Genomic DNA, 23,877 nt, shown 5'->3' with positions numbered 1-23,877 from the left:
TTGAACTCACCCATCGACATCGCCCGCGCGCTCGACTGGAAAGGCGACGGCGCCAGCCGCACGCCGTACGAGGCGTACACGAGTGAAGCGCTGTATCAGCGCGAACTCGAGCGCCTGTTCTACGCGAATCACTGGTGCTACATCGGCCTCGAAGCCGAAGTGCCGTCTCCCGGCGATTTCCAGCGCACGGAAGTCGGCGAGCGTTCCGTCGTGATGACGCGCACGGAGGACGGTGAAGTCGTCGTCTTCGAAAATGCGTGCGCGCACCGCGGCATGCAGTTTTGCCGGGAACGCTCGGGGAAAGCAAAGGATTTCCACTGCCCGTATCACCAGTGGAACTACGACCTGAAGGGCAACCTGATCGGCGTGCCGTTCCGGCGCGGCGTGCGTCAGGGCGGCACGATCAACGGCGGCATGCCGGCGGATTTCGATCCGGGCAAGCACGCGTTGCGGCGCCTGCGCGTGTCGACGCGCGGCGGCGCGGTGTTCGCGTCGTTCGACGAGAATGTCGAATCGTTCGAGGATTTCCTCGGGCCGCGCATCCTGCCTTACTACGATCGCCTGTTCCATGGCCCGAAGCTGACCGTGCTCGGCTACACGCGGCAGCGCGTGCCGAGCAATTGGAAACTGATGGTCGAGAACATCAAGGATCCGTATCACGCGGGGCTGCTGCATACCTGGTTCGTCAATTTCGGCCTGTGGCGCGCGGACAATCCCGCGAAGCTCGTGACCGACGAGCATCACCGGCACGGTGCGATGGTGTCGATCCGCAGCGGCGGCGGCGGCGGCGAGGTGACCCACAACGTGACGAGCTTCAAGGAGCGCATGACGCTGAACGACGACCGCTTCCTCGATGTCGTGCACGAACCGTGGTGGGGCGATCCGACCGTCGTGATGCTCACGCTGATGCCGAGCGTCATCATCCAGCAGCAGGTCAATGCGCTGTCGACGCGGCGCATCCGGCCGATCAGCCCGGGCGTGTTCGACTACGTATGGACGCATTTCGGCTTCGAGACCGACACCGAAGAGATGACGCGGCGCCGTCTGCGCCAGGCCAATCTGTTCGGGCCGGCCGGTTTCGTGTCGGCGGACGATGGCGAGGTCATCGAATGCGTGCAGCAGAGCTTCGAGCAGATCCAGCACGGCAACGTCTACAACGAACTCGGCGGCCGGCAGATCGACGAGCAAACCGACCATATGGTCAGTGAAACGCTGGTGCGCGGCATGTACCAGTACTGGCGCCAAGTGATGGAGGCCTGAATGAGCACGATCACGACACGAACGGGCCGGCCGGCCGCCGAGCCGCACCTGGGCAGCGCGAGCTTCGAGGATTTCTATGCGCTCGTCCAGCTCAATGCGCGGTATGCGGCCGTGCTCGACAGCGGCGACTGGGACGCGTGGCCGGAATTCTTCGTCGAGCAATGCCGGTACACGGTAGTGCCGCGCGAGAACCACGAGCGCAACCTGCCGCTCGCGGTGATGGACTTCGAGAGCAAGGGCATGCTGAAGGATCGCGTCTACGGGATCAAGGAGACGCTGTTCTTCGATCCGTACTATCAGCGCCACGTGATCGGGCTGCCGCTCGTCACGTATCTCGACGACACGGTGATCGAGGCGGAGACGAACTACGCGGTGCTGCGCACGAAGACCGAGCAGATGAGCGACGTCTACAACACCGGGCGCTACCTGGACCGCATCGTGCGTACGCCGCAGGGGCTGCGTTTCGAGTCGCGCATCTGCGTCTACGACAGCGAGATGATTCCGAACTCGCTGATTTTCCCGGTTTGAGCGAGGTGCCGAAAGTGACTACGAATTGGATCGACGCGGTCGCGCCGGAAGCGGTGCGGACCGACGGATTGCTCGGCGTCTGGGTGGGCGGCCGCGACATCGCGCTGTATGCGGTCGGCGACGAGATCTTCGCGACCGAGAACCAGTGCACGCACGGCGACGCGCGGCTGAGCGACGGTTTCCTGCTCGACGACGAGATCGAGTGCCCGCTGCATCAGGGGCGCTTCAGCGTGCGGACCGGCATTGCGCTGTGCGCGCCGCTGACGACGTGCGTGCGTACCTATCCGGTGAAGATCGAGAACGGCCGCGTGTTCGTGCAGCTTGCGGCGGCCGATGCGGCGGCGCCGGCGGAGGCGCAGTCATGAGCGCATACGTGGTGTTCGATATCGACATTCACGACGTCGAGGCATACCAGGCGTACCGCCGGCTCGGCGCGCCGACGGTGGCCGAGTACGGCGGACGCTTCCTGGTGCGCGGCGTCGAAGTCGAAACGCTGGAAGGAGAATGGTCGCCGAAGCGCGTCGTCGTGCTCGAATTCGAGTCGGCGGAGCGCGCCCGCGCGTGGTATCGGTCCGAGGGCTATCAGGCGGCGAAGCTGCTGCGCGAGCCGGCCGCCCGGACGACCGGTATCCTCGCCGAAGGATACGTGCCGGTCGCCAGCGATCCGCGTTAAGCGGTGAAGGTCGAGGGGCTCCGCGCCGGGTCGTCCGGCGTGGAGCCCCTTTTTTCGTTCAGGGGTGCAGTCGGGCGGGGCGGGCGGTTTCGGTTCGTCGGTGATGGCGATGCGATGCGATTCGATTCGGCGGATACCCGCGCTGCTTACCGGCGGGCCGGCTACCCGGTCGGTCGCTTCAGCCGGGTGTGGCGGGTTTCGGATTTTCCCCCCGCGCGGTTTCGCCCATGCCGTTGCCCGGTGTACGCAGAGGTTGCGCATGTGAGGGCACGCTTGACGGTGCGGGAGGTGTGTCAATGCGCTGTCGTGATCGAACGTCGCTGCGGTTGCGGCGCGCGTGCACCGAAGTCGAAGCCGAAGCCGAAGCCGAAGTCGAAGTCGAAGTCGAAGCCGAAGTCGAAGTCGAAGTCGAAGTCGAAGTCGAAGTCGAAGTCGAAGTCGAAGTCGAAGTCGAAGTCGAAGTCGAAGTCGCCGGAGCCGTACGTATCGCAGAAGGTGCGCGCCACGGCCGCCGGCCGTGGCGCGTGCATCACGCGTGGCGGTAGCGGATCGACCAGACCGTCAGCAGTGTCGCGCCGAACAGCAGCAGGCAGCCGAACGAAAAGTCGTTCAGCGCGAGCATGTGCGCTTCGACGTCGATCGAATGTGCGACCGATGCAAGCGCACCGGACGGCGACAGTCCCGCGTGATCGAGCCGCGCGAACCAGTCGCCGGACGCGAAATCGTACGGTGTGATGTGGTCGACGAGATAGGTGTTGTGCACGCGGGAGCGGCGCTCGAAGTAAGTCGGCGCGACCGAGGTCGCGACGCTGGTGCCGATCCGTCGCAGCGCGTTCTGCAGCCCGGATGCCGCGGGCAGCCGCTCGCGGGGCAGCCCGGCGAGCGAAAGCGACACGAGCGGCGTGATGAAGAACGCGGTGGCGGCGCCCATCAGCAGCGAATTGGCGGCGATGTCGCCGAGGGTCACGTCGGTGTTGAAATGCATGCGCCAAAACGATGCGGCGCCCCAGCCGACGAGTGCGACGGTCGCGAGCAGGCGCGGGTCGGTGCGGCCCTGGAAGCGGCCGAGCAGCGGTGCGATCACGATCCCCGCGACGCCGAGCGGCGCGGTGGCGATGCCGGCCCAGGTGGCCGTGTAGCCCTGCTGGGTCTGCAACCACAGCGGCACGAGCACCAGCGCACCGAAGTAGAGCCCGAAGCCGACCGTGATCGCGAGCGTGCTCGTCGAGAAGTTGCGGTCCGCGAACAGCCGCAGGTCGACGATCGGATGGTCGTCGGTCAGCTCCCAGATGATCAGCGCGATGAACGACACGACCGCCACGACCGCCAGCCCGCGAATTTCGCCGGAGGCAAACCAGTCGAGGTTCTGTCCGCGATCGAGCAGCAGCTGGAACGAACCGAACGCGGCGGTGAGCAGCAGCAGCCCGACGACGTCGACCGGCAGGCGCCGCGTCGCGTTGTCGCGTCCCGCCAGCAGCCGCGCGAGTACACCCAGCACGAGCAGGCCCGGCGGTATGTTCACGTAGAAGATGTACGGCCAGCTCAGGTTGTCGGTGATCCAGCCGCCGGCGATCGGTCCGAGCACCGGTGCGACGAACGTCGTGGTCTGCCACACGGCCAGCGCGACGTGGCGGCGCGTCGACGGGAACACCGCCATCAGCAGCGCCTGGGACAGCGCGGTGATCGGGCCCGACGCGGCGCCCTGAAGCGCGCGAAACAGCAGCAGCGACTCGAAGTTCGGCGCCATCCCGCACAGGACCGACGTGAGCACGAAGAGCAGTACCGACAGGCGGAACAACCGCACCTGGCCGAAGCGCTGCGTGAGCCAGCCGGTGAGCGGCAGCGTGATCGCGAGCGGCGTCGCGAACGAGGTCAGCATCCAGGTGCCCATGTCGGGCGCGACGCCGAGATCGCCCGCGATGGTCGGGACGGCGACGTTCGCGATCGTCAGGTCGAGCGTCTGCATGAAGTTCGCGACGCTGACCGCGATCGCGACGAGCGCCAGCGGCATGCCGGCGAGCGGCTCCAGCGGCAGTTTCGGCGCCGCGTTCCGGGCGAAAAAGCGCATCGTCAGGCTCCCGGTGCGAGCGGGTGCGCGCCGCTGTTCGCGCGAATCGTCTCGGCGACGAGCGTATTTCCCGCTTCGTCGTCGTCACGGTAGATCGACGTGGCGTCGACCGACCTGCGCACCTCGGGCGAGCGGGCGATCGGCGATGCCGATGCGGTGCCGCGGCCGTGTTCGACCGGCACCGATGCCGTCATCGACAGGCCGATGCGCAGCGGGTGCGCGCGCAGCTCGGCGGGGTCGAGCGCGATCCGGACCGGCACGCGCTGGACGACCTTGATCCAGTTGCCGGTCGCGTTCTGTGCCGGCACGGCCGCGAACGCGGCGCCCGTGCCGGCTTCGAGCCCGACGACGCGCCCGTGGAACACCACGTCGCTGCCGTACAGATCCGAGAACAGCTCGACCGGCTGCCCGGCGCGCATGCCGCGCAGCTGCGATTCCTTGAAGTTGGCCTCGACCCACACGTGATCGAGCGGCACGAGCGCCATCGACGGCGTGCCCGGCGACACGTGCTGGCCGACCTGCACGACCCGGCGCGTGACGAGCCCGCCGAGCGGCGCGCGTATTTCGGTGCGGCGCAGCGCAAGCGCCGCGCTGCGGACCCGGGACGCCGCCGCGCGCACGAGCGGGTTCGTGTCGATCGACGTGCCGTCGGTGTGCGCGAGCGTCGCGTCGTAGGCGGCCTGCTGCGCGTTCAGCGCGGCCGACGCGCCGTCCATCGCATCCCGCGCATGGCGAAGATCCTCGCGCGACACGCCGCCGTCCTGCGCGAGGCTCTGCCGGCGCTGCAGATCGTCATTCGCCTTGGACAATTCGGCACGACGCAGCCGGATCTGCGCTTCCTCGCGCGCCGCGTCCGCATGCGCGGTACGGTATTCGCGCACCGCGTGGGCGAGCTGGGCGACCGCTTCGTCCAGCGCGAGCCGCGCATCGGTCTTGTCGACGCTGAAGAGCAGGTCGCCCGGACCGACCCAGTCGGCGTTCTGCACGCGCACGGCGTCGACGGTGCCGCCGATCTGCGGCGAGATCTGCACGACGTCGCCGGATACGTACGCATCGTCGGTCGTCTCGGTCCCGCGCGTGGTGGCCCACGCGGCGACGCCGATGCCGGCGGCGCCGGCGAGTGCGATGAAGAACCAGCGGAAGTAGCGCCGGCGTGCGCGTTGCAGCGAGGGCTCGGCGGCGGGGGATTCGGGACGGTTCATTGCGTGACTCCAGTGGAAGTGGTGCCGCCGAGCGCGGCGATCAGGCGGGCGTGCTCGATCGCGAACGACGCGTCCGCACGGGCGACCGATGCGCGATCCTCGAGCAGCCGGCCTTCGGCGAGCAGGACGTCGAGGTAGCCGGAAATGCCTTTCCGGTAGCGCTGCGTTTCGACGGTGTAGGTCTGTTGCGCGCGCGACAGCGCCTCGCGCTGAAGCGCGCGCTGCCGGCGGAGCGTGTCGATCTGGACGAGGGTGTCGCTGACCTGTGCCAGCGCGTTGACGACGGTGTCGTCGTACACCGCGACGGCGGCGTTGTAGGCGGCGGTTTGCGCGCGCAGGCCGGCACGCAGCCGGCCACCCTCGAATATCGGCAGCGTGATCGCGGGGCCCGCGCCGAACGTGCCGCTGTTGCCGTGGAACAGCGCGCGGAAGCCGAAGCTCTGCACGCCGGCGAAGGCCATCAGGTTGACGTCCGGATAGAACGCGGCGCGCGCCGCGTCGATGTTCGCCGCTTCGGCTTCGACCTGGTAGCGCGCCGCCAGCACGTCCGGCCGGCGGCCGATCAGCGCCGCGGGCAGGACGGCCGGCATCGGCAGCTCGGCCGCGGGCGGCGCGGCGGGCGTCAGCGCGTCGGCGTAGCCGGGCCCCCGGCCGACGAGCGCGGCGAGCCGGTGGCGCAGACGGGCCGATGCGGCCGCATGCGTGTTGATGTCGGCCTGCGCGTGCGGAATGGGTTCGCTTGCCCGGAGCACGGCGACCTGCATGTCGAGCCCGGCGTCGGCGCGTTGCGACGTGAGGCGGAGCAGATAGCTGTGTTGCTGCAGCGTATCGCGCGAGATCGCGAGGAGTTGCTGTTCGAGCACGAGCTGCAGATAGGTTTCGACGATCGCCGCCTGCAGCGACACGGTGGCCGCGTGCTCGAGCGCGCGCTGCTGGTCCGCGCGCAGCGCCGCGGCGCGCGCCAGCGCGTGCTGCCGGCCGGCGATGTCGAGATTCCACGATGCGCCGAGGAGCGCCTGCGCGTCGACCTGCCAGTGGCCGGCCGCGGGCGGTGGCGTCCGGTAGCTGCCGGGCAGGCGCGTCGGCACCGCGCTCACCGTCGCGCCGAGTTGCGGCAGCAGCGCGGCGTTTTCGACGTCGGCGTCGGCGAGCGCCTGCGCGACACGTTCGCGCTGCGCCTGCAGCGTCGGTGCGCCGGCCAGTGCATCGTCGACGAGGCGATCCAGCTGCGTATCGCCGAACGCCGTCCACCAGCGTTCGGCGATCGTCGGCGAGCCAGCGCCGGCGGCGTGGATCGCGGCGCCTGCATCGAGTTGCTCGACGGGCGTCATCCGCGCCGCCGGGCGTTGCGAGCCGAACGGCGCGCAGCCGGCGATCGCGAGCGCGGCGAGCGCGGGAACCAGGCGGCGGGAGCCGCGCGCTCGGTCGATGAGGAAGGGCATGGTCGGTTTCCTGTGCGCGATGGCGAACGATATATATCTAAAAATATATCTTTAGATATTATTTGACGCTCGGCAACTGGTAGAAATAGCAGTCGGCCGAACCGGCCGGCGTCGTTGAAACAGCTGAAAGGGGGGCAGATCGGGGTACGCGGGTTACGCCATGGCAAGCGCGTCGAGCGCTGCCGCGAGCGTTTGGGCGACGGACTGGCCCGAGGTGTCGATGCGGCAGTGCGCGCATGCGCGGTACAGCGATTCGCGCGCGTCGTGCAGCGCGGCGAGCGCCGCGCGCGGATTGGCGACGTTCAGCAGCGGGCGGGATGCGTCGTCGCGCGTGCGATGCCACAGGGTGTCGAGATCGCTCGCAAGATGGATCACGAAACAGCGCTGGCCGAGCCGGGTGCGCGTCTCGTCGCGCAGCACGGCGCCGCCGCCGGTCGCGAGCACGAGCGCCGGCCCGCGCGTCAGCGCATCGATGACGTCGGCTTCACGTGCGCGGAAGTCGCCCGCATGGAATTGCGCTGCGACCGGGGCGCCGAAGCGGCGTTCGAGTTCGCGGTCGGCGTCGACGAACGGCAACCCGAGCGCGCTGGCCAGTGCGCTGCCGAGGGTCGTCTTGCCGGCGCCGGGCATCCCGACGAGCGCGATGCGCGTCGGGCCGGCCTGCGAGCGCGGGCTCACAGGCGGCTCCGCAGCGACGGGGCGCGGCGTGTCACGGCGGCGATCCGCTGCATCCGGACGTAGTTGGCGAGCGGGTCCAGTGCATCGGTGATGAAGGTGTGAGGCGCGCCAGGGGCGGTGTCCAGCGCAATGCCGGCGATGACGAGCGAGCCGTCGTACAGGGCGTCGGTGAGCGCGCCGATCCGGGCGCCAAGCGCCGGTGACGCGGCGCCGAAATCGGCGACGACGCGGCGCGAGCGCGGCCAGTCGACCGGCTCGGCCGGGCGTGCGGGCCAGCGCGCCAGCAGGCCGCCTGGCAGCGGCGCTGCGGGCCGTGCCGCTGCCGTTTCGAGCACCCGCCAGGTCAGCGGCGCCGCGGGCAGGCAGGCGCGCCAGCGGCCGTACGCGGTTGCCGCGGTGTCGCCGATCGCGACCGCCGGAAGCTGGAGGCGCGCGCAGCGCCGCAACAGGCACGCGGTGTCGGCGGCGTCCGGCATGCCGCGCACGATCGGCAGCAACTCCAGTTCGTCGTCGTATTCGGCGCGCAGTGCGCGCAGCCATCGTCCGGCGAAGAGCGGCAGGCATCCCGCCGACGCGATGCCGCACAGCACGAGCAGGCGATCGTCGCGACCGTCGCGAATCGCGAGCAGCCGGGCGGCGACGCGGGACGAAGCGGGTGCCGTCGTCATTGCGCGGCCGTGCCGTCGGCGTGTGCGCCCGTACCGCTCGCGGCACGCGGATACGCGCCGAGGACGCGCAGCTCGGCGGCGGCGAGCGCGACTTCGTCGAGCGCCGCGCGCACGTTCGGATCGAGCGGGTGCCCGCCGAAATCGATGCAGTACCGATACGCATGGCCGGCCCCCCGTGCCGGACGCACGTCGACCCACAGCAGCGGTGCGCGGTGGTGGGCGAGCGCATCGAATATGCGCGCGAGCGCGTCGGGCGCATCGGTCGGCCGCAGCACGATGCTCGTGCGGTCATGGCCGGTCGGGGCGGGCGTCTGCCCGCCGACGATCACGAAGCGCGTGCGGTTGTCCGGATGATCCTGGATCGCCCGGGATACGATTCGCAGTCCGTAAAGCGCGGCCGCCGGTTCGCCGGCGATCGCCGCGCAGTCGTACAGGTGCGAGGCCTCGCGCGCGGCCACCGCGTTGCTTGAAACGGGGATGCGGCGCAGGCCGGGCGCATGCGTGTCGAGCCACACGCGGCATTGTGCGAGCGCCTGCGGATGGCCGACCACGCTGTCGACGCCGGCGAGCGATCCGCTGGCGCTCAGCAGGCAGTGCGCGACCGGCAGTTCGATCTCGCCCGTGACGGGCGCCGCTTGCCCGATCAGCAGGTCGAGCGTGCGGGTCACGCTGCCTTCGGAAGAATTCTCGACCGGCACGACCGCGCATTCCGCGTCGCCGTGCGCGAGCGCTTCAAATACCGCGTCGATCGTCTCGTGCGCCTGCCCGCGGGCGAACTCGCCGAAGTGCCGCAGCATCGCGGCTTCGGTGTAGGTGCCCGACGGGCCGAGAAACGCGACGGACGGCAGCGATTGCGCGTCACGGCTCGCGCGGAACAGCGTTTGCCAGATGGCCTTCAGGTCACGGTCGCGCAGCCCCCACGGCGCGCGCGTGCACAGCTCGGCGACGATCGACGCTTCGCGGGCGGGCTGCTGCACCGCGAGCCCCGCGTGCCGCTTGAGGTGACCGATCTCGGTTGCGTGTGCGATGCGCTGGCCGATCAGCGCGAGAAGCTCGTCGTCGATCACGTCGATCTGCGCGCGGCGGCGCGCGATCGCATCGTCGACGGACGACGGGGCGGCAAGTTCGGACGGCGTCATGGCGTTTCGATCCGTGAAGTCGAGGAAACGGCCGGCCGGTGTGCGGCGACGTGCCCGGCCGCCACCGGCTGCATGCGCGCGACGGCGCGCGCGTATTCGGCCTCGAGCCGTTCGACGATCTCGGCGACGCTGAGTACCGCGTCCATCGCGCCGACGCCCTGGCCGGCCCCCCAGATGTCGCGCCACTGCTTCGCGCCGCCTTCCGGCGAGAAATCGAGCTGCGCGCCGTCGACCCGCGCGAGCCGGCGCGCGTCGAGCCCGGCCGCCTCGATGCTCTGGCGCAGGTAGTTGCCGTGGACGCCGGTGAACGCGTCGGTATAGATGATGTCGGCCGCGCTGGCTTCGACGATCGTGTCCTTGTATCGCTGCACCACGTTTGCTTCGTGCGACGCCAGGAAGCGCGTCCCGATGTACGCGAAGTCGGCGCCGAGCGCGCGCGCGGCGGCGATCGCATCGCCTGTCGCGATCGCGCCGGACAGTGCGATGAAGCCGTCGTAGAAGCGTCGTACTTCCGTGACCAGCGCGAACGGCGACAGCGTGCCGGCGTGGCCGCCCGCACCCGCCGCGACGAGAACGAGGCCGTCGACGCCGGCTTCCAGCGCCTTCTGCGCATGCCGCACCGTCGTGACGTCGTGCAGCACGATTCCGCCGTAGGCGTGGATCGCGTCGACGATGTCGCGCGACGGTGCGCGCAGGCTCGTGATCATCAGCGGCACACGCCGCTCGATGCAGATGAGCAGGTCCTGTTCGACGCGCGGATTCGACGGATGGCAGATGTGGTTGACCGCGTACGGGCCGACCGGCGCATCGGGATGGGCGTCCCGGTACGCACGCAGCGTGCCGTCGATCGTGTCGATCCAGTCGCCGAGCTGCGCGCTGAGCCGCGCGTTGAGCGCGGGAAATGCGCCGACGATCCCGCTCTTGCACTGGGCGAGCACCATCTCGGGATAGCTCGCGATCAGCATCGGAGACGCAATCACCGGCAGCCGGAGACCCTGCAGCGGAAGCGGAATCATGGTCGGGCTCCGGCTCGTTAGCGCGCGAGCGCCGCGCTGTCGCGCCGCTCGCCCAGGCGGCGGTGGAAGCCGTCGCGGCTGACCGCGCAGCGCGTATGCACGCCTTCGCCGACCACGCCCACTGCGTCGCGCACTTCGACCCGGTACGTCATCATGCGGCCGTCGACCTCGATCAGTTCGGCGTCGACCGTCACTTCCCATTCCGGCGGCGTCGGTGCGAGATGCTTGATCTCGAAGTTGTAGCCCACCGTCATCTGCCCGTCCGGCAGCAGATGGTCGGTCGCCTGCATGCAGGTCTGCTCGATGAAGATGATCATGATCGGGCTCGCGAGCGCGTGCGCTTCGCCTCCCCATTGATCGGCGAGCGAAATCGTGTCGACGCGGTGGGTGGCGCGGGCGCGCAGGCCAGTCTGGATAGTCAAGAGAAACTCCTGAAGTGGTGGTGAAAGGTGAGCGGTCACGCCGCGCGCGCCGTGGCGGCCGCGCGTCGTTGCATCTGGCTGAAGATGTTCCGGTAATGCATTTCCTCGGTGCCGCCGGCTGATCCCATTGCGAGCGCGTCGGCGACGAAGGTGGCGAGCGGGCCGTGCCGGTAGCCGTCGCTGCCGTGAATCGCAAGCAGGTGCAGCGCGGCCTGCGCGAGATCGCGCGCGCCTGCGAGCTTCGCGATCGAACAGTTCGCGAGGGCTTCGGGACGCTGCTCGACGAGCAGGTCGAGCGCGGCGCGCGCCGTCCAGCGGGTACGTTCGATGCCGACCTGCACGTCGACCAGCCGGCGCTGCACGTGCTGATGGCTGTCCAGCGCGACGCCGAGCGTCTTGCGGGCGCCGGTGTGTGCGAGTGCGTCGGCGAGGAACGGCTGGGTGACGTTCGCGCACAACAGGCCGAACAGCGCGCGATTCATCGACGCGATGTCCATCAGCAGGCGTAGTCCGTCGCCGGGCGCGCCGAGCAACTCGTCGGCCTCGACGCGTACGCCGGACAACGCGATGTCTCCGATCGGCAAGTCCGTGACGCCGAGCGTTGCCTGCGGCGCGCTGCGCTGCACGCCTGCGCGTTCGGGATCGATCAGCACCAGCGCGGTGGCCGGCTTGCCGTCGCCGGTAAGGGTCGCCACGATCATCATCAGGCGCGCTTCGGGCGCGTGGCTGATGTTGTATTTGTGGCCGTCGAGCCGGTAGTGGTCGCCGTCCCGCACGAGGCCCGTTTCGAGCGCGCGCACTTCGGTGCCGGTGCCTTTCTCCGAGATCGCCGTGGCGCCGATGGCGCCGGACAGCAGCGGTGGCAGATGCCGTGCGCGCTGCGCGTCGGAACCGTACGCGACGATCGCGCGAATCAGCGTCGCCTGGTTGGCGAGCGCCATCGCGAAGCCGACGGAGCGCAGCGCCGCGGCGATCGACTCGAACGCGTCGATGAAGTCGCGCCACGTACCTCCCGTACCGCCGAGTTCACGCGGTACCGGCAGGCGCCACAGTCCCGCCTCGGACAATGCATCCCATGCATCGCGATGGAATGAGCCGGAAGGGGCGGACTGCGCATGGCGTTCGGCGATGTCGCGGAACGTGGCGGTCGTCGTGTGCTGTGCTTCGCTGGCAGTGATTGTCATGTCGGGGAGCGAGACTTTGCATGGATCGTGTCGCCAATCTAATGAAAAGCCCCCGGCCGAGAAACTGTCAGATATTGCACTCCGACGCGACGCGCATCAGTGGATGATCCGGGCGAAACGAGCGATGTGACGAACGGTGGCGCACGCTTGTCGAGCGAGGTCGTGATGCCGGATGCACGCATCGTCGCGAAGGATCGCTGCGAGAGTCGGAGCGCTTCGACGACGGGAAACGATGGCGCGCCGGCCGGTGACGGTGCTGCCGCGCGTCGATCGTGACGGCGAGGCGGTGCCGGGTTGTCGGTCCATCTTTCAAGCGGGTGGATTCGATTGAATTCGCACTGCAGATTATTTTAAAAAGCCGAGGTTCGAACGATGTCGGTTCTCGTGACTGGAAGCGGGTCGGCATTCCAGTTGCGCACGAGGGCGGCAACCGTACCGATCGCGTAGCGAAAGCCCGCGCGGAGAGAATGCGGTGACGAATATCCCGTCGCGGTGGGGTCAGTGTGTCGTGAGCGGCAATACGTTCGCGCCGGATGCCGGGACGCCAGGATGCCCGTGTCGTTGTCGTCGACACGTCGGACGGTTGCCGGGCGCACTTGCGTTGCATCGGGGCGCGCGACGATGAAATTCGGAACGGAAATGATCGGACAATTAGGGTGCCCGATCTTGCTGTCCTGTCCCGACGATCGGGGAAAACATTTCCAGCTTGCTCCCGTGAAATTGACGTGCTAATTTTTCATGAAATTTATCGGCATAAATTTCACGGGAGCCCGCATGTTCGTGCAGTCCGACCGTCACGTCGCAAGCTACTACGCCGGCACTTATCCGGCGCCGATCCCGCGTCGTCCGGAACTGGACGAACGCATCGACGCCGACGTGCTCGTCGTCGGCGCGGGTTTCAGCGGGCTGCATACGGCGCTGCGCCTGGCGCTTGCGGGCAAGCGCGTCGTCGTGCTCGAAGCGAGCCGCGTCGCATGGGCCGCGTCGGGCCGCAACGGCGGGCAGGCGCTGCTCGGCTGGTCGTGCGACATGCAGCCGCTCGAGGATTCGCTCGGCCGCGATGGCGCGCGCCTGCTGTGGGACAGCATGCGCTGGGCCGCGGCCGAGGTGCGCGAATTGCCGGCGCGGCACGGTTTCGACATCGACTACCGGCCCGGCAGCCTGTGGGCGGCGGTGCGGCCGCGGCGCGTCGCGATGCTCGCGCAGGCCCGCGACGAAGCGGCCGAGCGCTGGGGCTACGACCGGCTGCGCGTGATCGGCCAGGCGGAAATGCCTGAATGGATCGGCGGCACACGCTATCTCGCGGCGCTGCACGATCCCGAGGCCGGCCACCTGAATCCGCTGAAGCTCGCGCTCGGCCTCGCGCAGACGATCGAGCGCACGGGCGGCCGCATCTTCGAGCAGAGCCGTGTGCTCGACTGCCGCGAGACGGCGGGCGGCCACGTTGCCCGCACGGCGCGCGGCGAAGTGCGCGCGGACGTGCTCGTGCTGGCCTGCAACGCGTATGTCGACCGGCTCGATCGTGACCTCGCGCGCCGGCTGCTGCCGGTCGGCACGTACCAGGTCGCGACCGCGCCGCTCGCGCCTGACGTCGCCCGTTCGCTGCTGCCGCAGAACAGTTGCGTGATCGACAACCAGTTCGTGCCCGACTATTTCCGCCTGAGCCCCGACAACCGGCTGCTGTTCGGCGGCGGCTGCACGTATCTCGGCGGCATTCCGGGCGATATCGCGGCGGCGACGCGCCCGCACCTCGAGCGCGTGTTCCCGCAACTGGCCGGCGTGCCGCTCGACTACGCGTGGGGCGGCCATATCGACATCAGCATGCGCCGCACGCCGGACATCGGCCGCCACGGGCAGCGTTTCTGGCTGCAGGGGTTCTCGGGGCACGGCGTGCTGCCGACGCTCGCGGGGGCGCGCGCGGTGGCCGACGCGGTGCTCGGCGACGAACGCCTGCTCGCGCAGTACCAGCGCATCCGCAACCCGCGCTTCCCCGGCGGCGACCGGCTCGCCGCGCCGCTGGAAGCGATCGGCAAGGCCTGGTACCGTTTGCGCGATACCGTTTGACTGCACCGGAACTCACCATGAATGAACAGGAAGAGATAGAAAGCCTGGCGATCCTGATCCGCGACCTGCGCAAGCATCGCAAGGTCACGCTCAACGATCTCGCGGAACGGATCGGCCGCTCGGTCGGCTTTCTGTCGCAGGTCGAGCGCGGGCTGTCGCGCCCGACGGTTGCGGATCTCACCGCGATCGGCGAGGCGCTTGGCGTGCCGACCACCTATTTCTACAGCCTGAGCAAGCCGCGCAGCGTGCCGTGGGTGACACGGCCCGACGAGCGGCGCACCGTGTATTACGCGGCCGGCATTACCGACATCCTCGTGTCGCCGAACATGCGCTCGCGCTTCTCGATCCTCGAAAGCCACCTGGCGCCGGGCGCGAGCAGCGGCGAGCGGCCCGTCGACGACAGCGACGAACAGGGCGGCTTCGTGCTCGAAGGAGAGCTGACGATCTGGATCGACGGCGACGATACACCCATCACGCTTGGCCCGAACGACGCATTCCAGCTTCCGGCGCACAAGCGGTTCCGTTACGCCAACCTGACCGACGCGCCGACGCGCGTGATCTGGGTATTCACCTGAGTTGTCGGCGGGGCGGGCGGTGTTGCAGGCCGCCGCGCCACGCAGCCTGTTTGCAGTACTGATTTAAATGCGGCGATCGTTGTCGAGTGTGCCGCGTGAATCCGGTTCGCCGCGCTGCGGCACCGCCATACAAGACATGGAAAGGATGAGACATGACTGACGTCGTTCCCGCGCTGGTCGGTGAAGTCCGCGCATTCCGGCAGGCGCACCCCGAGATTCGTTATGTCGACCTGATCTGCCTCGACCTGCCCGGACATTTCTACGGCAAGCGCTACCCGATCGATGCGCTCGAGAAGGTGGCGGCCGGCTCGCTGCTGAAGCTGCCGCAGAACTGCATCCTGCTCGGCACGCAGGGCGGGCTCTACAAGATCGGCGACTACTGTTTCAACGACGGCGACCCGGACGCCGTACGACGATTGATCCCCGGCACGCTGAAGCCCGTGACCTGGGAGAAGCAGCCGCTCGGCCAAATGCTGATCACGACGGACGGTACCGACGCGCCGGTCGAGTTCGAGCCGCGCGAGGTGCTCGCGCGGGTGCTGAAGCGGCTCGCGCGGCGTGGCATCCGGCCGGTCGTCGCGTTCGAGCTCGAGTTCTACCTGTTCGACGCGCAGCTCGAAGAGGGGATGCCGAAGTATCCGCGCGACCGCCTGTCCGATGATCGCGACGATCAGCCGAACATGCATATCGAGCGGCTGTCGCGCTTCTCCGACGTGCTGCACGAGATGGTCGACGTGGCGTGCAAGCAGGGGGTCGACGCGACCGTGATCACCGCCGAGCTGGGGCCGGGCCAGTTCGAGATCAACTTCGGCCATTGCGACGACGGGCTGCGCGCGGCCGACTGGTCGGCGATGTTCTGCCGCAGCACGCGCGGCGTCGCGTTGCAGCACGGCTATCGCGCGAGCTTCATGGGCAAGCCGTACCTGCATGCGCCGGGTAGCGGGATGCACGTGCACGTGAGCCTCTACGACGATGCAGGGCGCAACCTGCTCGCGGCGGACGGGCAGCGGCCGCTGCGGCACGCGGTGGCCGGATGCCTCGCGCTGCTGCCGCACTGCATGCCCGTGTTCGCGCCGAATCACAACGCGTTCCGGCGTTACGGATCGATGGTGAATGCGGCGAGCCGTGCGAGCTGGGGCTTCGAGGATCGCGATGCGTGCATCCGGATTCCCGAATCGGATGCGCGCAACCTGCGGATCGAGCACCGGCTCGCGAGTGCGGACGCGAACCCCTACCTCGTGCTCGCGGCGATTCTCACCGGGATGGAGCACGGGCTCGACGTGAAGCTCGAGCCGATCGCGCCGCTCAACGAGGATCGCGGCAGCGGGATCGATTTTCCGAAGGAGATGCTGTCGGCCGTTGCGGAGATGCAAGATCATGCGGCCGTGCGCGACGGGCTCGGCAGCGAGTTCGTGATGGTGTATTGCGAGAACAAGCGGCAGGAGGAGCTGGATTTCCGCAACGAAATCGGGGCGCGGGAGTATCGGTGGTTCTTGTGATCGACTGACCGGCATCACGCCGGCCGCATGCGCGGCCGGCGCGTCGCGCGAACGCGCATCGCACGCCGCACGCCGCTCTGCGCGTGCGCTCACACTTCGTTCGACCACGCGCCGGTCAGCCGGCCGCCGCGGCCCGTATCGTCCATGCAGGCCCCTTCCGGGGCGCGTTCACTTTCGGACGAATAGGCAACATTCTCATAATTTCGAGTCTTATCGGCGCGGCACGTGCCGACTATAGTTTTCCGGTTTCCACCCGTCCTCTGCCACGCGTTCGGCGATGCGAGCTTTCGCATCGATGCATCGCGCGCGCAAGCGTCGCGGGTTCGTCCAGTGCGTTCGTGCCGTGACGGCATGCCTGCGACCAGCCGGATGCGTCGTCCGGCCTGATGCGGCCGGCTGTCGAACCCGGTTCCCCACAGAATAGGTCAGACAGAATGACAGATATCACCATCAACGGTCAGCGGCATCAGTTCGCTGGCGATCCCGACATGCCGCTGCTCTGGTACCTGCGCGACGAGCTCGGGCTGACGGGAACGAAATTCGGCTGCGGCATGGCGCTGTGCGGCGCGTGCACGGTTCATGTCGAAGGCCAGCCGATGCGCGCGTGCGTAACGCCGATCGGTACGCTCGCCGGCCGCAGCGTCACGACGATCGAGGCCGCACACGAGAAGAAGGTCGGCCAGGCCGTGCAGAAGGCGTGGATCGACGAACAGGTGCCGCAGTGCGGCTATTGCCAGTCCGGGCAGGTGATGTCGGCGGTCGCGCTGCTGACCGTGAAACCTGCTCCGACGGATGCCGACATCGATGCCGCGATGAGCGGGAACATCTGTCGCTGTGCGACCTATCAGCGGATCCGTGTCGCGATCCACAAAGCCGCGGAGAACCTCAAGGCATGAGCCAGTCCACACGTTCCCGGCAATCGGCCGGCACGCCGGAATCCGCAGACGGCATCGTATCGGCTTCGCGCCGCAGGTTTCTCGGCAACATGGCCGCGCTGACGCTCGCGGTCGGTTTCAGCGGCGAGATCGCGCTCGCCAAATCGGTCACGCCGGCCACCGCAGGCGTGTCGTTCGAGCCGAACGCCTTCATTCGCATCGGCGCCGACGGCATGGTCAGCGTCGTGTCCGAGTACCTCGAAATGGGGCAGGGCACGTTCACCGGCATCGCGACGCTCGCGGCGGACGAACTCGACGTCGGTCTCGACAAGGTGCGGGTCGTGGCGGCACAGGCCGATGCGACGCGCTACGTGAACCCGATGTTCGCGAAGATGGGCTGGATGATCCAGGCGACGGGCGGCAGTACCGCGATGGCCGGCTCGTGGACGGTGATGCGCGAAGCGGCCGCCACCGCGCGCGCGATGCTGCTGTCGGCCGCCGCACGGAAGTGGAAGGTCGATCCGGCGTCGCTGCGCATCGAGGACGGCGTGATCGTTCATGCCGCATCGGGCCGCCGCGCGGGCTTCGGCCAGTTCGCCGCCGATGCGGCGCGCGAGCCGGTGCCGTCGAAAGTGGTTGTCAAGCAGCGGGCCGACTTCAAGCTGATCGGCAAACGCGACACGCGGCGTGTCGATATTCCCGCGAAGGTCAACGGTTCGGCGATCTATACGCAGGACGTGAAGCTGCCCGGCATGCTGGTCGCGGTGATCGCCCATCCGCCGCGCTTGTGGGGCAAGGTCCGTCACGTCGACGCGAGCAAGGCGAAGGCGATTCCCGGCGTGGTCGCGGTTGTCCAGGTGCCGGGCGACGACAACGTGCAGGGCGGTGTCGCGGTGCTGGCGCGCAATACGTGGGTGGCGCGCCAGGGGCGCGATGCATTGAAAATTACGTGGGACGATACGCATGCGCTGGCGATCGGTTCCGCCGACATCTCGAAGCAGTACCGGGCCGCGCTCGACAAGCCGGGCGTGGTCGCGGTGACGCGCGGCAACGTGGCGAGCGAAGCGCCGTCCGGCGGCAAGTTCATCGACGCGACCTACGAGCAGCCGTATCTGTCGCACGCGCCGATGGAGCCGCTGAATTGCGTCGTGTGGTTGCATGCGGATCGCTGCGAGATCTGGAACGGCGAGCAGTGGCATACCGGCGACCAGGTCATCGTCGCGAAGGAAGTCGGCCTCAAGCCGGAGCAGGTGACGATCAACCAGCTGTACGCGGGTGGCAGCTTCGGCCGCCGCGCGAACCCGGTCGGCGACTACGTGTGCGAGGCCGCGCGAATCGCCCGCGCCGCGCGTGCGCAAGGGATCGACGCACCGGTCAAGCTCGTGTGGATGCGCGAGGACGACATGCGCGCCGGCTTCTACCGGCCGGCGACCCTGCACCGGGTCCGGCTCGCCGTGGACAAGGCAGGGAACCTCGTGTCGTGGAACCAGGACGTGGTGGGGCAGAGCTTCTTTGCGCCGCTTCCGTCGGGCGTCGATCCGACGCTCGTCGAAGGGTCCGCCGACATTCCGTACGAGATCCCGAACTTCAAGGTGACGCAGCACATCCAGACGTTCGCCGTGAAGACGCAATGGATGCGCTCGGTCGGCCATACGCACGCGGCGTTCGTCGGCGAAACGCTGATGGACGAGGCCGCGCATGCGGCCGGCAAGGATCCGTACGCGTTCCGCCGTGCGTTGCTCACGAAGATGCCGCGACATCGCGGGGTACTCGATCTGGTCGCGCAGAAGGCCGGCTGGTCGACGCCGATGCGTGCCGGTGCACCCGGCACGAAGCGCGGACGAGGGATCGCGCTGCAATTCGCGTTCGGCACGTATGTGGCGCAGGTCGCGGAAGTCACGGTGCTGCAGGACGGCACGTTCACGATCGATCGCATCGTCTGCGCGGTCGATTGCGGCACCGTCGTGAATCCCGACGTGGTCGCGTCGCAGGTGGAAGGCGGGATCGGTTTCGGCCTCACGTTCCTGCGCGCCGAGATCACGCTGGAGAACGGGCGTGTGCAGCAAGGCAACTTCAACGACTATCCGGTACTGCGCATGAGCGGCATGCCGCACGTCGAAGTGCACGTCGTGCCGTCGCAGGAGCCGCCGAGCGGTATCGGCGAGCCCGGCGTGCCGCCGGCCGCGCCGGCCGTCGCGAATGCGCTGACGGCCGCAACCGGCACCACGTTCCGGTCGTTGCCGATGCGTGACACGCTGCGTCCGGCCTGACCGTTCGCGTTCCTATCGAATTCAAGAGAAGCATCCATCGTGAAATTTCGTCGAGTCATCGGCTATGCCGTTGCGGCTGTCGTCGTGGTCGCGGCCGGTGTGGCCGGCCGCGCGTGGCTGACCCCCGCCGGCACCGAACCCCAACCGCCGGTCGCCGGCACGCCGGCGGACCTGCCTGCGACCATCGCGCGTGGCGAGTATCTGGCGAAGGCCGCCGATTGCGTCGCGTGCCATACGGCCGTGGGCGGCACGCCTTATGCCGGCGGCAGGCCGTTCAAGCTGCCGTTCGGGCAGCTGTATTCCACCAACATCACGCCGGACAAGGCAACCGGCATCGGCAACTGGTCGGCCGACGCGTTCGTTCGCGCGGTGCGCGAAGGCGTGGGCTCGCACGGAAATCTGTATCCGGCGATGCCGTATACGTCGTATGCCGAAATGAGCCGTGACGACGTGCTGGCGATCCGGCAGTACCTGATGACGCTCGAACCGGTTCGTCGGGCGCCGCCCGAAAACGAACTGTCGTTCCCGTTCAACCAGCGCTGGGGCCTGGCCGCGTGGAACGCCGTGTTCTTCCGCGGACAGCGCTTCGCACCGGATCCAAAGCAGAGCGTGGAGTGGAATCGCGGCGCCTATCTGGCCGGTGCGCTCGGCCATTGCGGCGAATGCCATACGCCGCGCAACGTCGGCTTCGCGATGAAGTCGCGCGACTATCTGTCGGGTGCCGACATCGAAGGCTGGAAGGCCTACAACACGACTTCCGATCAGGCATACGGCCTCGGCTCGTGGACCGACGAACAGATTGCGCAGTACCTGTCGCGCGGCCATGCGCCGGGACGCAGCTCGGCTGCCGGCCCGATGGCGGACGTGGTCGAGCATAGCCTGCAGTACCTGACGCAGAACGACATCGCATCGATGGTCGTCTATCTGCGCAGCGTGAGTCCGGCCACGGGCGGGCAGACAGGCAAGATCGAACTCGATCCGTCCGCCGCGCGTGCGTCGAACGCGGTGCTGCCGGGCGCGGCGTCGCTGCCGCAGGCGCTCGAACGCGGCCAGCGGCTCTTTGCCGGCGACTGCGCGGGCTGTCACCAGTGGAACGGTGCCGGTCGCCAGAGCGAATATGCGTCGCTCGTCGGCGCGCATGCGGTCAACGACCCATCCGGCGCGGCACTCATCCAGGTGCTGCTGCACGGCACCAGCCTGACCGTCGACGGCCGCACGCAACAGATGCCGGGTTTCGGTGCTGCATACAGCGACGCCGATGTCGCGGCGGTCGCGAACTTCGTGCTGAGTCACTTCGGCTCGAAGCAGGGCGTGGTCACTGTCGAGCAGGTCGGCAAGGCGCGTGCGCAATGACGGTCGGGCATATGCGGGAAGCAGCCCGGCTTTACCAGACCTGAACGATTGAGTCAGGACGATTAGGGCAGTCGTGTGCGGGCATCGACCGACACGACTTCCCGGCATGCCGCGCCATCGGCAAGGCCTATCGATCCCGAAGTGATGGCATCGGCAGGCCCGCTCCCCACGCGCTCGCGAGCGCTTCGATCTCGGCGACCGGATCGGCCTGCCGGGCGGCTTCGTGCGTATCGTTGCCGAATAACCGATGAGCGAACTCGCGTGCGCGTAGCGTGATCGCCGCGGTTTTCCGGCTGCGTCGCAGTGTGAACGACGCGAGCGCAGCGTCGAGGTTGCTGCCGTTGCCCTTTCCATGCTCGCCGAGGCAACGGGCGAGATGCCACGCGTCCTCGAGTGCCTGGCATGCGCCCTGTCCGGAGGTGGGGAGCGGCGCGTGCGCGGCATCGCCGATCAGCAGCACATTGCCGCGGTGCCATACATCGACCGGATCGAGATCGTGTACGCGGATCTTCGCGATGGTGCCCGGCGGCGTTGCGCGCATCACGTCCGCGATCGGTGCCGGCCAGCCGTCGAAGAGCCGTTCCAGCAGTGGGCCGGGATCATCGGGCGCCGCATCGTCGCCGTCGTCGTTGTGGTCGTTATCGTCGGTTGCGGCCTCGGCCCGGGCCGCCGCCCAGTACATCCGATGCCGGTCCACGGCGACGATGCCGAATCGCTCGCGCTGGCCCCAGTAGTCGAATATCGACACTTCGTCGACCAGCGGTACATCGCTCTGCGCCACGCCGATCCAGTTGACGAATCCCTGATAGACGGGCGTGGCGTCGCCGACCACATGGCGCCGCGCGACGGAATTCATGCGGCCGTCGGCGCCGATCACGAGATCGGGGGTGATTGCCATGCCGTTATCGAAGCGAACGACCGCGCGGCCGTCGGTGCCGGTGTCGATCGCGGTTGCGCAGTGGCCGAAGCAGACTTCGATGTCGTGCGCGGCGACATGCCGCGCCAGCACGGCCTGCAGGTCGCGCCGCAGGATCGAGCGCGTTGGAAACCCCATGTGGCGGTCGAGTTCGCCGATTTCGAAGCGCTTGAACGGGGTGCCGTCCCGATCCATGCACCGCATCGCGCGCAGGTGGCCGCTGACCTCGACGATGTCCGGCAGGAGGCCGAGTTGCGCGAGCACGAAGCCGGCATTCGGCCATAGCACGACGCCGGCGCCCATCGTCGTCTCGGACGGCCTGCGTTCGTACAGCCGTATCCGGTGCCCCTGCCGGCCAAGCGCGAGCGCGGTGCTCATGCCGGCCACGCCGGCGCCGAGAATGGCGATATCCATGTTGATGCTCCCGTAGGTTCGTGCGCGCGCTCGCGTCGACGTGGGTTCGTGCGTCGGCGGCCGCGCCTTGACTGGATCCGGATCGTAAATTACGGTCTCGAACGGGATAAGCCGTGAAAAACGGCGAGCTTTGATACCTGAAACGGGATAATGATGCGCAGCAAGCTGGATCTGAACGCGGTGCGCGTGTTCGTGTCGGTGGTCGACGAAGGCAGCTTTGCCGGCGCCGCGCGCGTGCTGTCGATACCCGGTTCCAACGTGAGCCGCCATGTGGCGCAACTGGAGTCGAGGCTCGGCGTGCGCCTGCTGGAGCGCAGTACGCGGCACCTGCGCATGACGGAGGCCGGACGCCTGTTGCACGAGCGCGCGAAGCCGATGCTCGACGCACTGACGCTCGCCGAGTTCGAACTGACCTCGCAGCAAACGGAGCTACGCGGCGTGCTGAAGCTCTGCGTGCCCGGCGAAATCGGGCCGCGCATGCTCGGGCCGATCGTCGCGGAATTCGCCGTCCGCCATCCGCGTGTCGAAATCGATTGCGATACCAGCCTCGCGGGCGTATCGACGTTGCGCGACGATATCGACCTGTCGATCATCGTCAATCGCGGCAAGCTGGACGACAGCGCGTTCGTCGTCAGGCCGCTCGTGAGCCTGCCGAGCGTCGTCGTGGCCGCGCCGTCGCTGATCGAACGCGCGGGCATGCCGACCCGGACGGAGCAGCTCAGGCAGTTGCCGTGCATCACGACGCTGAGCACGCTGAAAGGGCAGCCGTGGCAGTTTGCCGACGGCGACGGGCGGATTCACAAGATTCCGGTCGCGAGCCGGTATCGCGTCAATAGCGGCGAGATGGCGGGGCTGGCGGCGGTGAACGGGATCGGCTTCGCGATTCTCGTCGAACGCGGTTGCGCGGCGGAACTGGCCGCCGGGCGGCTCGTGCGCGTGCCGCTGGAGATGGCGCCGGCGCCGCTCGAACTGCTGGCCGCCTATTCGAGCCGCAATTCGGTCAACGCGAAGATCCGCGAGTTGCTGCAGTTGATGCAGGCGCGTCTTGCGGCGGAGGGGGCGATGCCGTCATGACGATCGCTTCGGCAATGCGCGCCAGTAGCGTACTTCGTCGATTGGCGCACCGTCGATCTCGAACGTCTTGATGTCGTCTTCGGCGACGAAACCTTCGCGTTCATAGAACGCCCGTGCGCGACGGTTCTTGACCAGCACCCAGAGCGACACCCACGCATGGCCCATGTCGTGCAGCGCATGGCATGCATGGTCGACCAGCGCCGCGCCGACGCCTTGCCCGCAATGCGTTGGATGCAGATAGATCGCTTCGATTTCGCCCCAGGTGCGATCCTTGTCGGTGTCGCGTGTCGGACCATAGGCGATCCAGCCGGTCGGGCCGCTTTCCGCGAACGCGAGCGCGACACGCGGCCGTCCCGCGTCGAGCGCGTAGCGCCACGAAGCGGTGCGCTTGTCGACCGACAGGCCGGCGAGGAACGGGGCCGGCATGATGCCCGGATAGGTGGCCTGCCACGATGCGACGTGGATGGCGGCGATGGCCGGGGCATCGGCGGGTGTGGCAGGGCGGATGTCGATGTTCATCGTGTTCGGTGTCATGGCTACTCCGCCTGATCGGTTGC

General features: G+C 68.3%; 23 protein-coding genes. 11 read left to right on the top strand and 12 right to left on the bottom strand.

The annotated features are described in order from the left end of the window. From BCO18175_RS11755 to BCO18175_RS11740, 4 genes are read left to right on the top strand one after another with little or no spacing between them, the layout of a single operon-like run. Positions 1-1,260 (top strand): aromatic ring-hydroxylating oxygenase subunit alpha, encoded by a 1,260-nt coding sequence (locus BCO18175_RS11755; protein WP_174918969.1) that lies wholly within the window; start codon positions 1-3, stop codon positions 1,258-1,260. Next, positions 1,261-1,788, top strand: coding sequence for an aromatic-ring-hydroxylating dioxygenase subunit beta (locus BCO18175_RS11750; protein ID WP_174918970.1), 528 nt, complete (start codon positions 1,261-1,263; stop codon positions 1,786-1,788). 14 nt (positions 1,789-1,802) lie between these two features. Continuing rightward, the gene (locus BCO18175_RS11745; RefSeq protein ID WP_174918971.1) at positions 1,803-2,153 is read left to right on the top strand and encodes a non-heme iron oxygenase ferredoxin subunit; all 351 of its coding nucleotides are present in this window, start codon (positions 1,803-1,805) and stop codon (positions 2,151-2,153) included. Continuing rightward, positions 2,150-2,461, top strand: coding sequence for a DUF1330 domain-containing protein (locus BCO18175_RS11740; RefSeq protein WP_174971818.1), 312 nt, complete (start codon positions 2,150-2,152; stop codon positions 2,459-2,461). The genes BCO18175_RS11745 and BCO18175_RS11740 overlap by 4 nt, the downstream gene beginning before the upstream one ends. Positions 2,462-2,754: 293 nt before the next feature. Here BCO18175_RS11740 and BCO18175_RS11735 read toward each other — a convergent pair whose 3' ends face one another. The 10 genes from BCO18175_RS11735 to BCO18175_RS11690 all read right to left on the bottom strand — a co-directional run bounded on the left by BCO18175_RS11735 (position 2,755) and on the right by BCO18175_RS11690 (position 12,280). Then, entirely contained in the window at positions 2,755-2,967 is a 213-nt protein-coding gene (locus BCO18175_RS11735; RefSeq protein WP_174980832.1) for a hypothetical protein, read from the bottom strand. Positions 2,968-2,990: 23 nt separating this feature from the next. Continuing rightward, a complete protein-coding gene (locus BCO18175_RS11730; RefSeq protein WP_174980830.1) occupies positions 2,991-4,529 on the bottom strand; it encodes a DHA2 family efflux MFS transporter permease subunit in 1,539 nt (512 codons plus the stop codon). A gap of 2 nt (positions 4,530-4,531) precedes the next feature. Beyond that, positions 4,532-5,731 (bottom strand): HlyD family secretion protein, encoded by a 1,200-nt coding sequence (locus BCO18175_RS11725; protein ID WP_174980828.1) that lies wholly within the window; start codon positions 5,729-5,731, stop codon positions 4,532-4,534. After that, positions 5,728-7,173, bottom strand: a complete 1,446-nt coding sequence (locus BCO18175_RS11720; protein ID WP_174980825.1) for an efflux transporter outer membrane subunit — start codon at positions 7,171-7,173, stop codon at positions 5,728-5,730. The genes BCO18175_RS11725 and BCO18175_RS11720 overlap by 4 nt, the downstream gene beginning before the upstream one ends. Before the next feature lie 153 nt (positions 7,174-7,326). Then, positions 7,327-7,851 (bottom strand): shikimate kinase, encoded by a 525-nt coding sequence (locus tag BCO18175_RS11715; protein ID WP_254608045.1) that lies wholly within the window; start codon positions 7,849-7,851, stop codon positions 7,327-7,329. Next, positions 7,848-8,519, bottom strand: a complete 672-nt coding sequence (locus BCO18175_RS11710; protein WP_174980823.1) for a hypothetical protein — start codon at positions 8,517-8,519, stop codon at positions 7,848-7,850. Before BCO18175_RS11710 ends, BCO18175_RS11715 begins: the two co-directional genes overlap by 4 nt. Continuing rightward, positions 8,516-9,658, bottom strand: a complete 1,143-nt coding sequence (pheA, locus tag BCO18175_RS11705) for a prephenate dehydratase (protein ID WP_174980820.1) — start codon at positions 9,656-9,658, stop codon at positions 8,516-8,518. Before pheA ends, BCO18175_RS11710 begins: the two co-directional genes overlap by 4 nt. Then, the gene (locus BCO18175_RS11700) at positions 9,655-10,674 is read right to left on the bottom strand and encodes an NAD(P)H-dependent flavin oxidoreductase (RefSeq protein ID WP_174980818.1); all 1,020 of its coding nucleotides are present in this window, start codon (positions 10,672-10,674) and stop codon (positions 9,655-9,657) included. Before BCO18175_RS11700 ends, pheA begins: the two co-directional genes overlap by 4 nt. 17 nt (positions 10,675-10,691) lie before the next feature. Further along, on the bottom strand, positions 10,692-11,096 hold the full coding sequence (locus BCO18175_RS11695) for a thioesterase family protein (RefSeq protein ID WP_174918979.1): 405 nt from the start codon (positions 11,094-11,096) through the stop codon (positions 10,692-10,694). Between the two features lie 35 nt (positions 11,097-11,131). Continuing rightward, positions 11,132-12,280, bottom strand: a complete 1,149-nt coding sequence (locus BCO18175_RS11690) for an acyl-CoA dehydrogenase family protein (RefSeq protein WP_174971807.1) — start codon at positions 12,278-12,280, stop codon at positions 11,132-11,134. Between the two features lie 774 nt (positions 12,281-13,054). On the opposite strand from BCO18175_RS11690, the gene BCO18175_RS11685 reads away from it, so the two are divergent. The 6 genes from BCO18175_RS11685 to BCO18175_RS11660 all read left to right on the top strand — a co-directional run bounded on the left by BCO18175_RS11685 (position 13,055) and on the right by BCO18175_RS11660 (position 20,916). Continuing rightward, complete coding sequence (locus tag BCO18175_RS11685) at positions 13,055-14,344, top strand: NAD(P)/FAD-dependent oxidoreductase (protein ID WP_174980815.1); 1,290 nt, start codon at positions 13,055-13,057, stop codon at positions 14,342-14,344. Between the two features lie 17 nt (positions 14,345-14,361). Further along, the gene (locus BCO18175_RS11680) at positions 14,362-14,919 is read left to right on the top strand and encodes a helix-turn-helix domain-containing protein (RefSeq protein WP_174971799.1); all 558 of its coding nucleotides are present in this window, start codon (positions 14,362-14,364) and stop codon (positions 14,917-14,919) included. Positions 14,920-15,071: 152 nt separating this feature from the next. Next, positions 15,072-16,418 carry a glutamine synthetase family protein gene (locus BCO18175_RS11675; RefSeq protein WP_174980813.1) on the top strand — a complete coding sequence of 449 codons (1,347 nt, stop codon included), beginning with the start codon at positions 15,072-15,074 and terminating at the stop codon, positions 16,416-16,418. A 434-nt stretch (positions 16,419-16,852) separates the two neighbouring features. Next, positions 16,853-17,314: a (2Fe-2S)-binding protein gene (locus BCO18175_RS11670; RefSeq protein ID WP_174971795.1), complete on the top strand. Its 462-nt coding sequence runs from the start codon at positions 16,853-16,855 to the stop codon at positions 17,312-17,314. Further along, positions 17,311-19,563 (top strand): xanthine dehydrogenase family protein molybdopterin-binding subunit, encoded by a 2,253-nt coding sequence (locus tag BCO18175_RS11665; protein ID WP_174980811.1) that lies wholly within the window; start codon positions 17,311-17,313, stop codon positions 19,561-19,563. The genes BCO18175_RS11670 and BCO18175_RS11665 overlap by 4 nt, the downstream gene beginning before the upstream one ends. 39 nt (positions 19,564-19,602) lie before the next feature. After that, positions 19,603-20,916: a c-type cytochrome gene (locus tag BCO18175_RS11660; RefSeq protein WP_174980809.1), complete on the top strand. Its 1,314-nt coding sequence runs from the start codon at positions 19,603-19,605 to the stop codon at positions 20,914-20,916. Between the two features lie 127 nt (positions 20,917-21,043). On the opposite strand, the gene BCO18175_RS11655 is transcribed toward BCO18175_RS11660, so the two are convergent. Further along, positions 21,044-22,246: an FAD-dependent oxidoreductase gene (locus BCO18175_RS11655; RefSeq protein ID WP_174980807.1), complete on the bottom strand. Its 1,203-nt coding sequence runs from the start codon at positions 22,244-22,246 to the stop codon at positions 21,044-21,046. Between the two features lie 153 nt (positions 22,247-22,399). Between BCO18175_RS11655 and BCO18175_RS11650 the strand changes: the two genes are divergently transcribed. Further along, positions 22,400-23,320 carry a LysR family transcriptional regulator gene (locus tag BCO18175_RS11650; RefSeq protein WP_174981409.1) on the top strand — a complete coding sequence of 307 codons (921 nt, stop codon included), beginning with the start codon at positions 22,400-22,402 and terminating at the stop codon, positions 23,318-23,320. On the opposite strand, the gene BCO18175_RS11645 is transcribed toward BCO18175_RS11650, so the two are convergent. Beyond that, positions 23,315-23,854, bottom strand: coding sequence for a GNAT family N-acetyltransferase (locus BCO18175_RS11645; protein WP_174971787.1), 540 nt, complete (start codon positions 23,852-23,854; stop codon positions 23,315-23,317). The genes BCO18175_RS11650 and BCO18175_RS11645 overlap by 6 nt on opposite strands. Between the last annotated feature and the right edge of the window lie 23 nt (positions 23,855-23,877).

The organism is Burkholderia lata, from assembly GCF_902499335.1.
Classification (GTDB): domain Bacteria; phylum Pseudomonadota; class Gammaproteobacteria; order Burkholderiales; family Burkholderiaceae; genus Burkholderia; species Burkholderia lata_B.
This window is presented reverse-complemented; position numbering and strand designations above follow the sequence as displayed.

What these genes read in the sequence shown, in the direction of transcription:
- BCO18175_RS11750 (WP_174918970.1), top strand. Translation starts at nt 1,261, where the DNA reads ATGAGCACGATCACGACACGAACGGGCCGGCCGGCCGCCGAGCCGCAC.
- BCO18175_RS11740 (WP_174971818.1), top strand. Translation starts at nt 2,150, where the DNA reads ATGAGCGCATACGTGGTGTTCGATATCGACATTCACGACGTCGAGGCA.
- BCO18175_RS11730 (WP_174980830.1), bottom strand. Translation starts at nt 4,529, where the DNA reads ATGCGCTTTTTCGCCCGGAACGCGGCGCCGAAACTGCCGCTGGAGCCG.
- BCO18175_RS11725 (WP_174980828.1), bottom strand. Translation starts at nt 5,731, where the DNA reads ATGAACCGTCCCGAATCCCCCGCCGCCGAGCCCTCGCTGCAACGCGCA.
- BCO18175_RS11720 (WP_174980825.1), bottom strand. Translation starts at nt 7,173, where the DNA reads ATGCCCTTCCTCATCGACCGAGCGCGCGGCTCCCGCCGCCTGGTTCCC.
- BCO18175_RS11710 (WP_174980823.1), bottom strand. Translation starts at nt 8,519, where the DNA reads ATGACGACGGCACCCGCTTCGTCCCGCGTCGCCGCCCGGCTGCTCGCG.
- pheA (WP_174980820.1), bottom strand. Translation starts at nt 9,658, where the DNA reads ATGACGCCGTCCGAACTTGCCGCCCCGTCGTCCGTCGACGATGCGATC.
- BCO18175_RS11700 (WP_174980818.1), bottom strand. Translation starts at nt 10,674, where the DNA reads ATGATTCCGCTTCCGCTGCAGGGTCTCCGGCTGCCGGTGATTGCGTCT.
- BCO18175_RS11690 (WP_174971807.1), bottom strand. Translation starts at nt 12,280, where the DNA reads ATGACAATCACTGCCAGCGAAGCACAGCACACGACGACCGCCACGTTC.
- BCO18175_RS11685 (WP_174980815.1), top strand. Translation starts at nt 13,055, where the DNA reads ATGTTCGTGCAGTCCGACCGTCACGTCGCAAGCTACTACGCCGGCACT.
- BCO18175_RS11680 (WP_174971799.1), top strand. Translation starts at nt 14,362, where the DNA reads ATGAATGAACAGGAAGAGATAGAAAGCCTGGCGATCCTGATCCGCGAC.
- BCO18175_RS11675 (WP_174980813.1), top strand. Translation starts at nt 15,072, where the DNA reads ATGACTGACGTCGTTCCCGCGCTGGTCGGTGAAGTCCGCGCATTCCGG.
- BCO18175_RS11670 (WP_174971795.1), top strand. Translation starts at nt 16,853, where the DNA reads ATGACAGATATCACCATCAACGGTCAGCGGCATCAGTTCGCTGGCGAT.
- BCO18175_RS11665 (WP_174980811.1), top strand. Translation starts at nt 17,311, where the DNA reads ATGAGCCAGTCCACACGTTCCCGGCAATCGGCCGGCACGCCGGAATCC.
- BCO18175_RS11655 (WP_174980807.1), bottom strand. Translation starts at nt 22,246, where the DNA reads ATGGATATCGCCATTCTCGGCGCCGGCGTGGCCGGCATGAGCACCGCG.
- BCO18175_RS11650 (WP_174981409.1), top strand. Translation starts at nt 22,400, where the DNA reads ATGCGCAGCAAGCTGGATCTGAACGCGGTGCGCGTGTTCGTGTCGGTG.
- BCO18175_RS11645 (WP_174971787.1), bottom strand. Translation starts at nt 23,854, where the DNA reads ATGACACCGAACACGATGAACATCGACATCCGCCCTGCCACACCCGCC.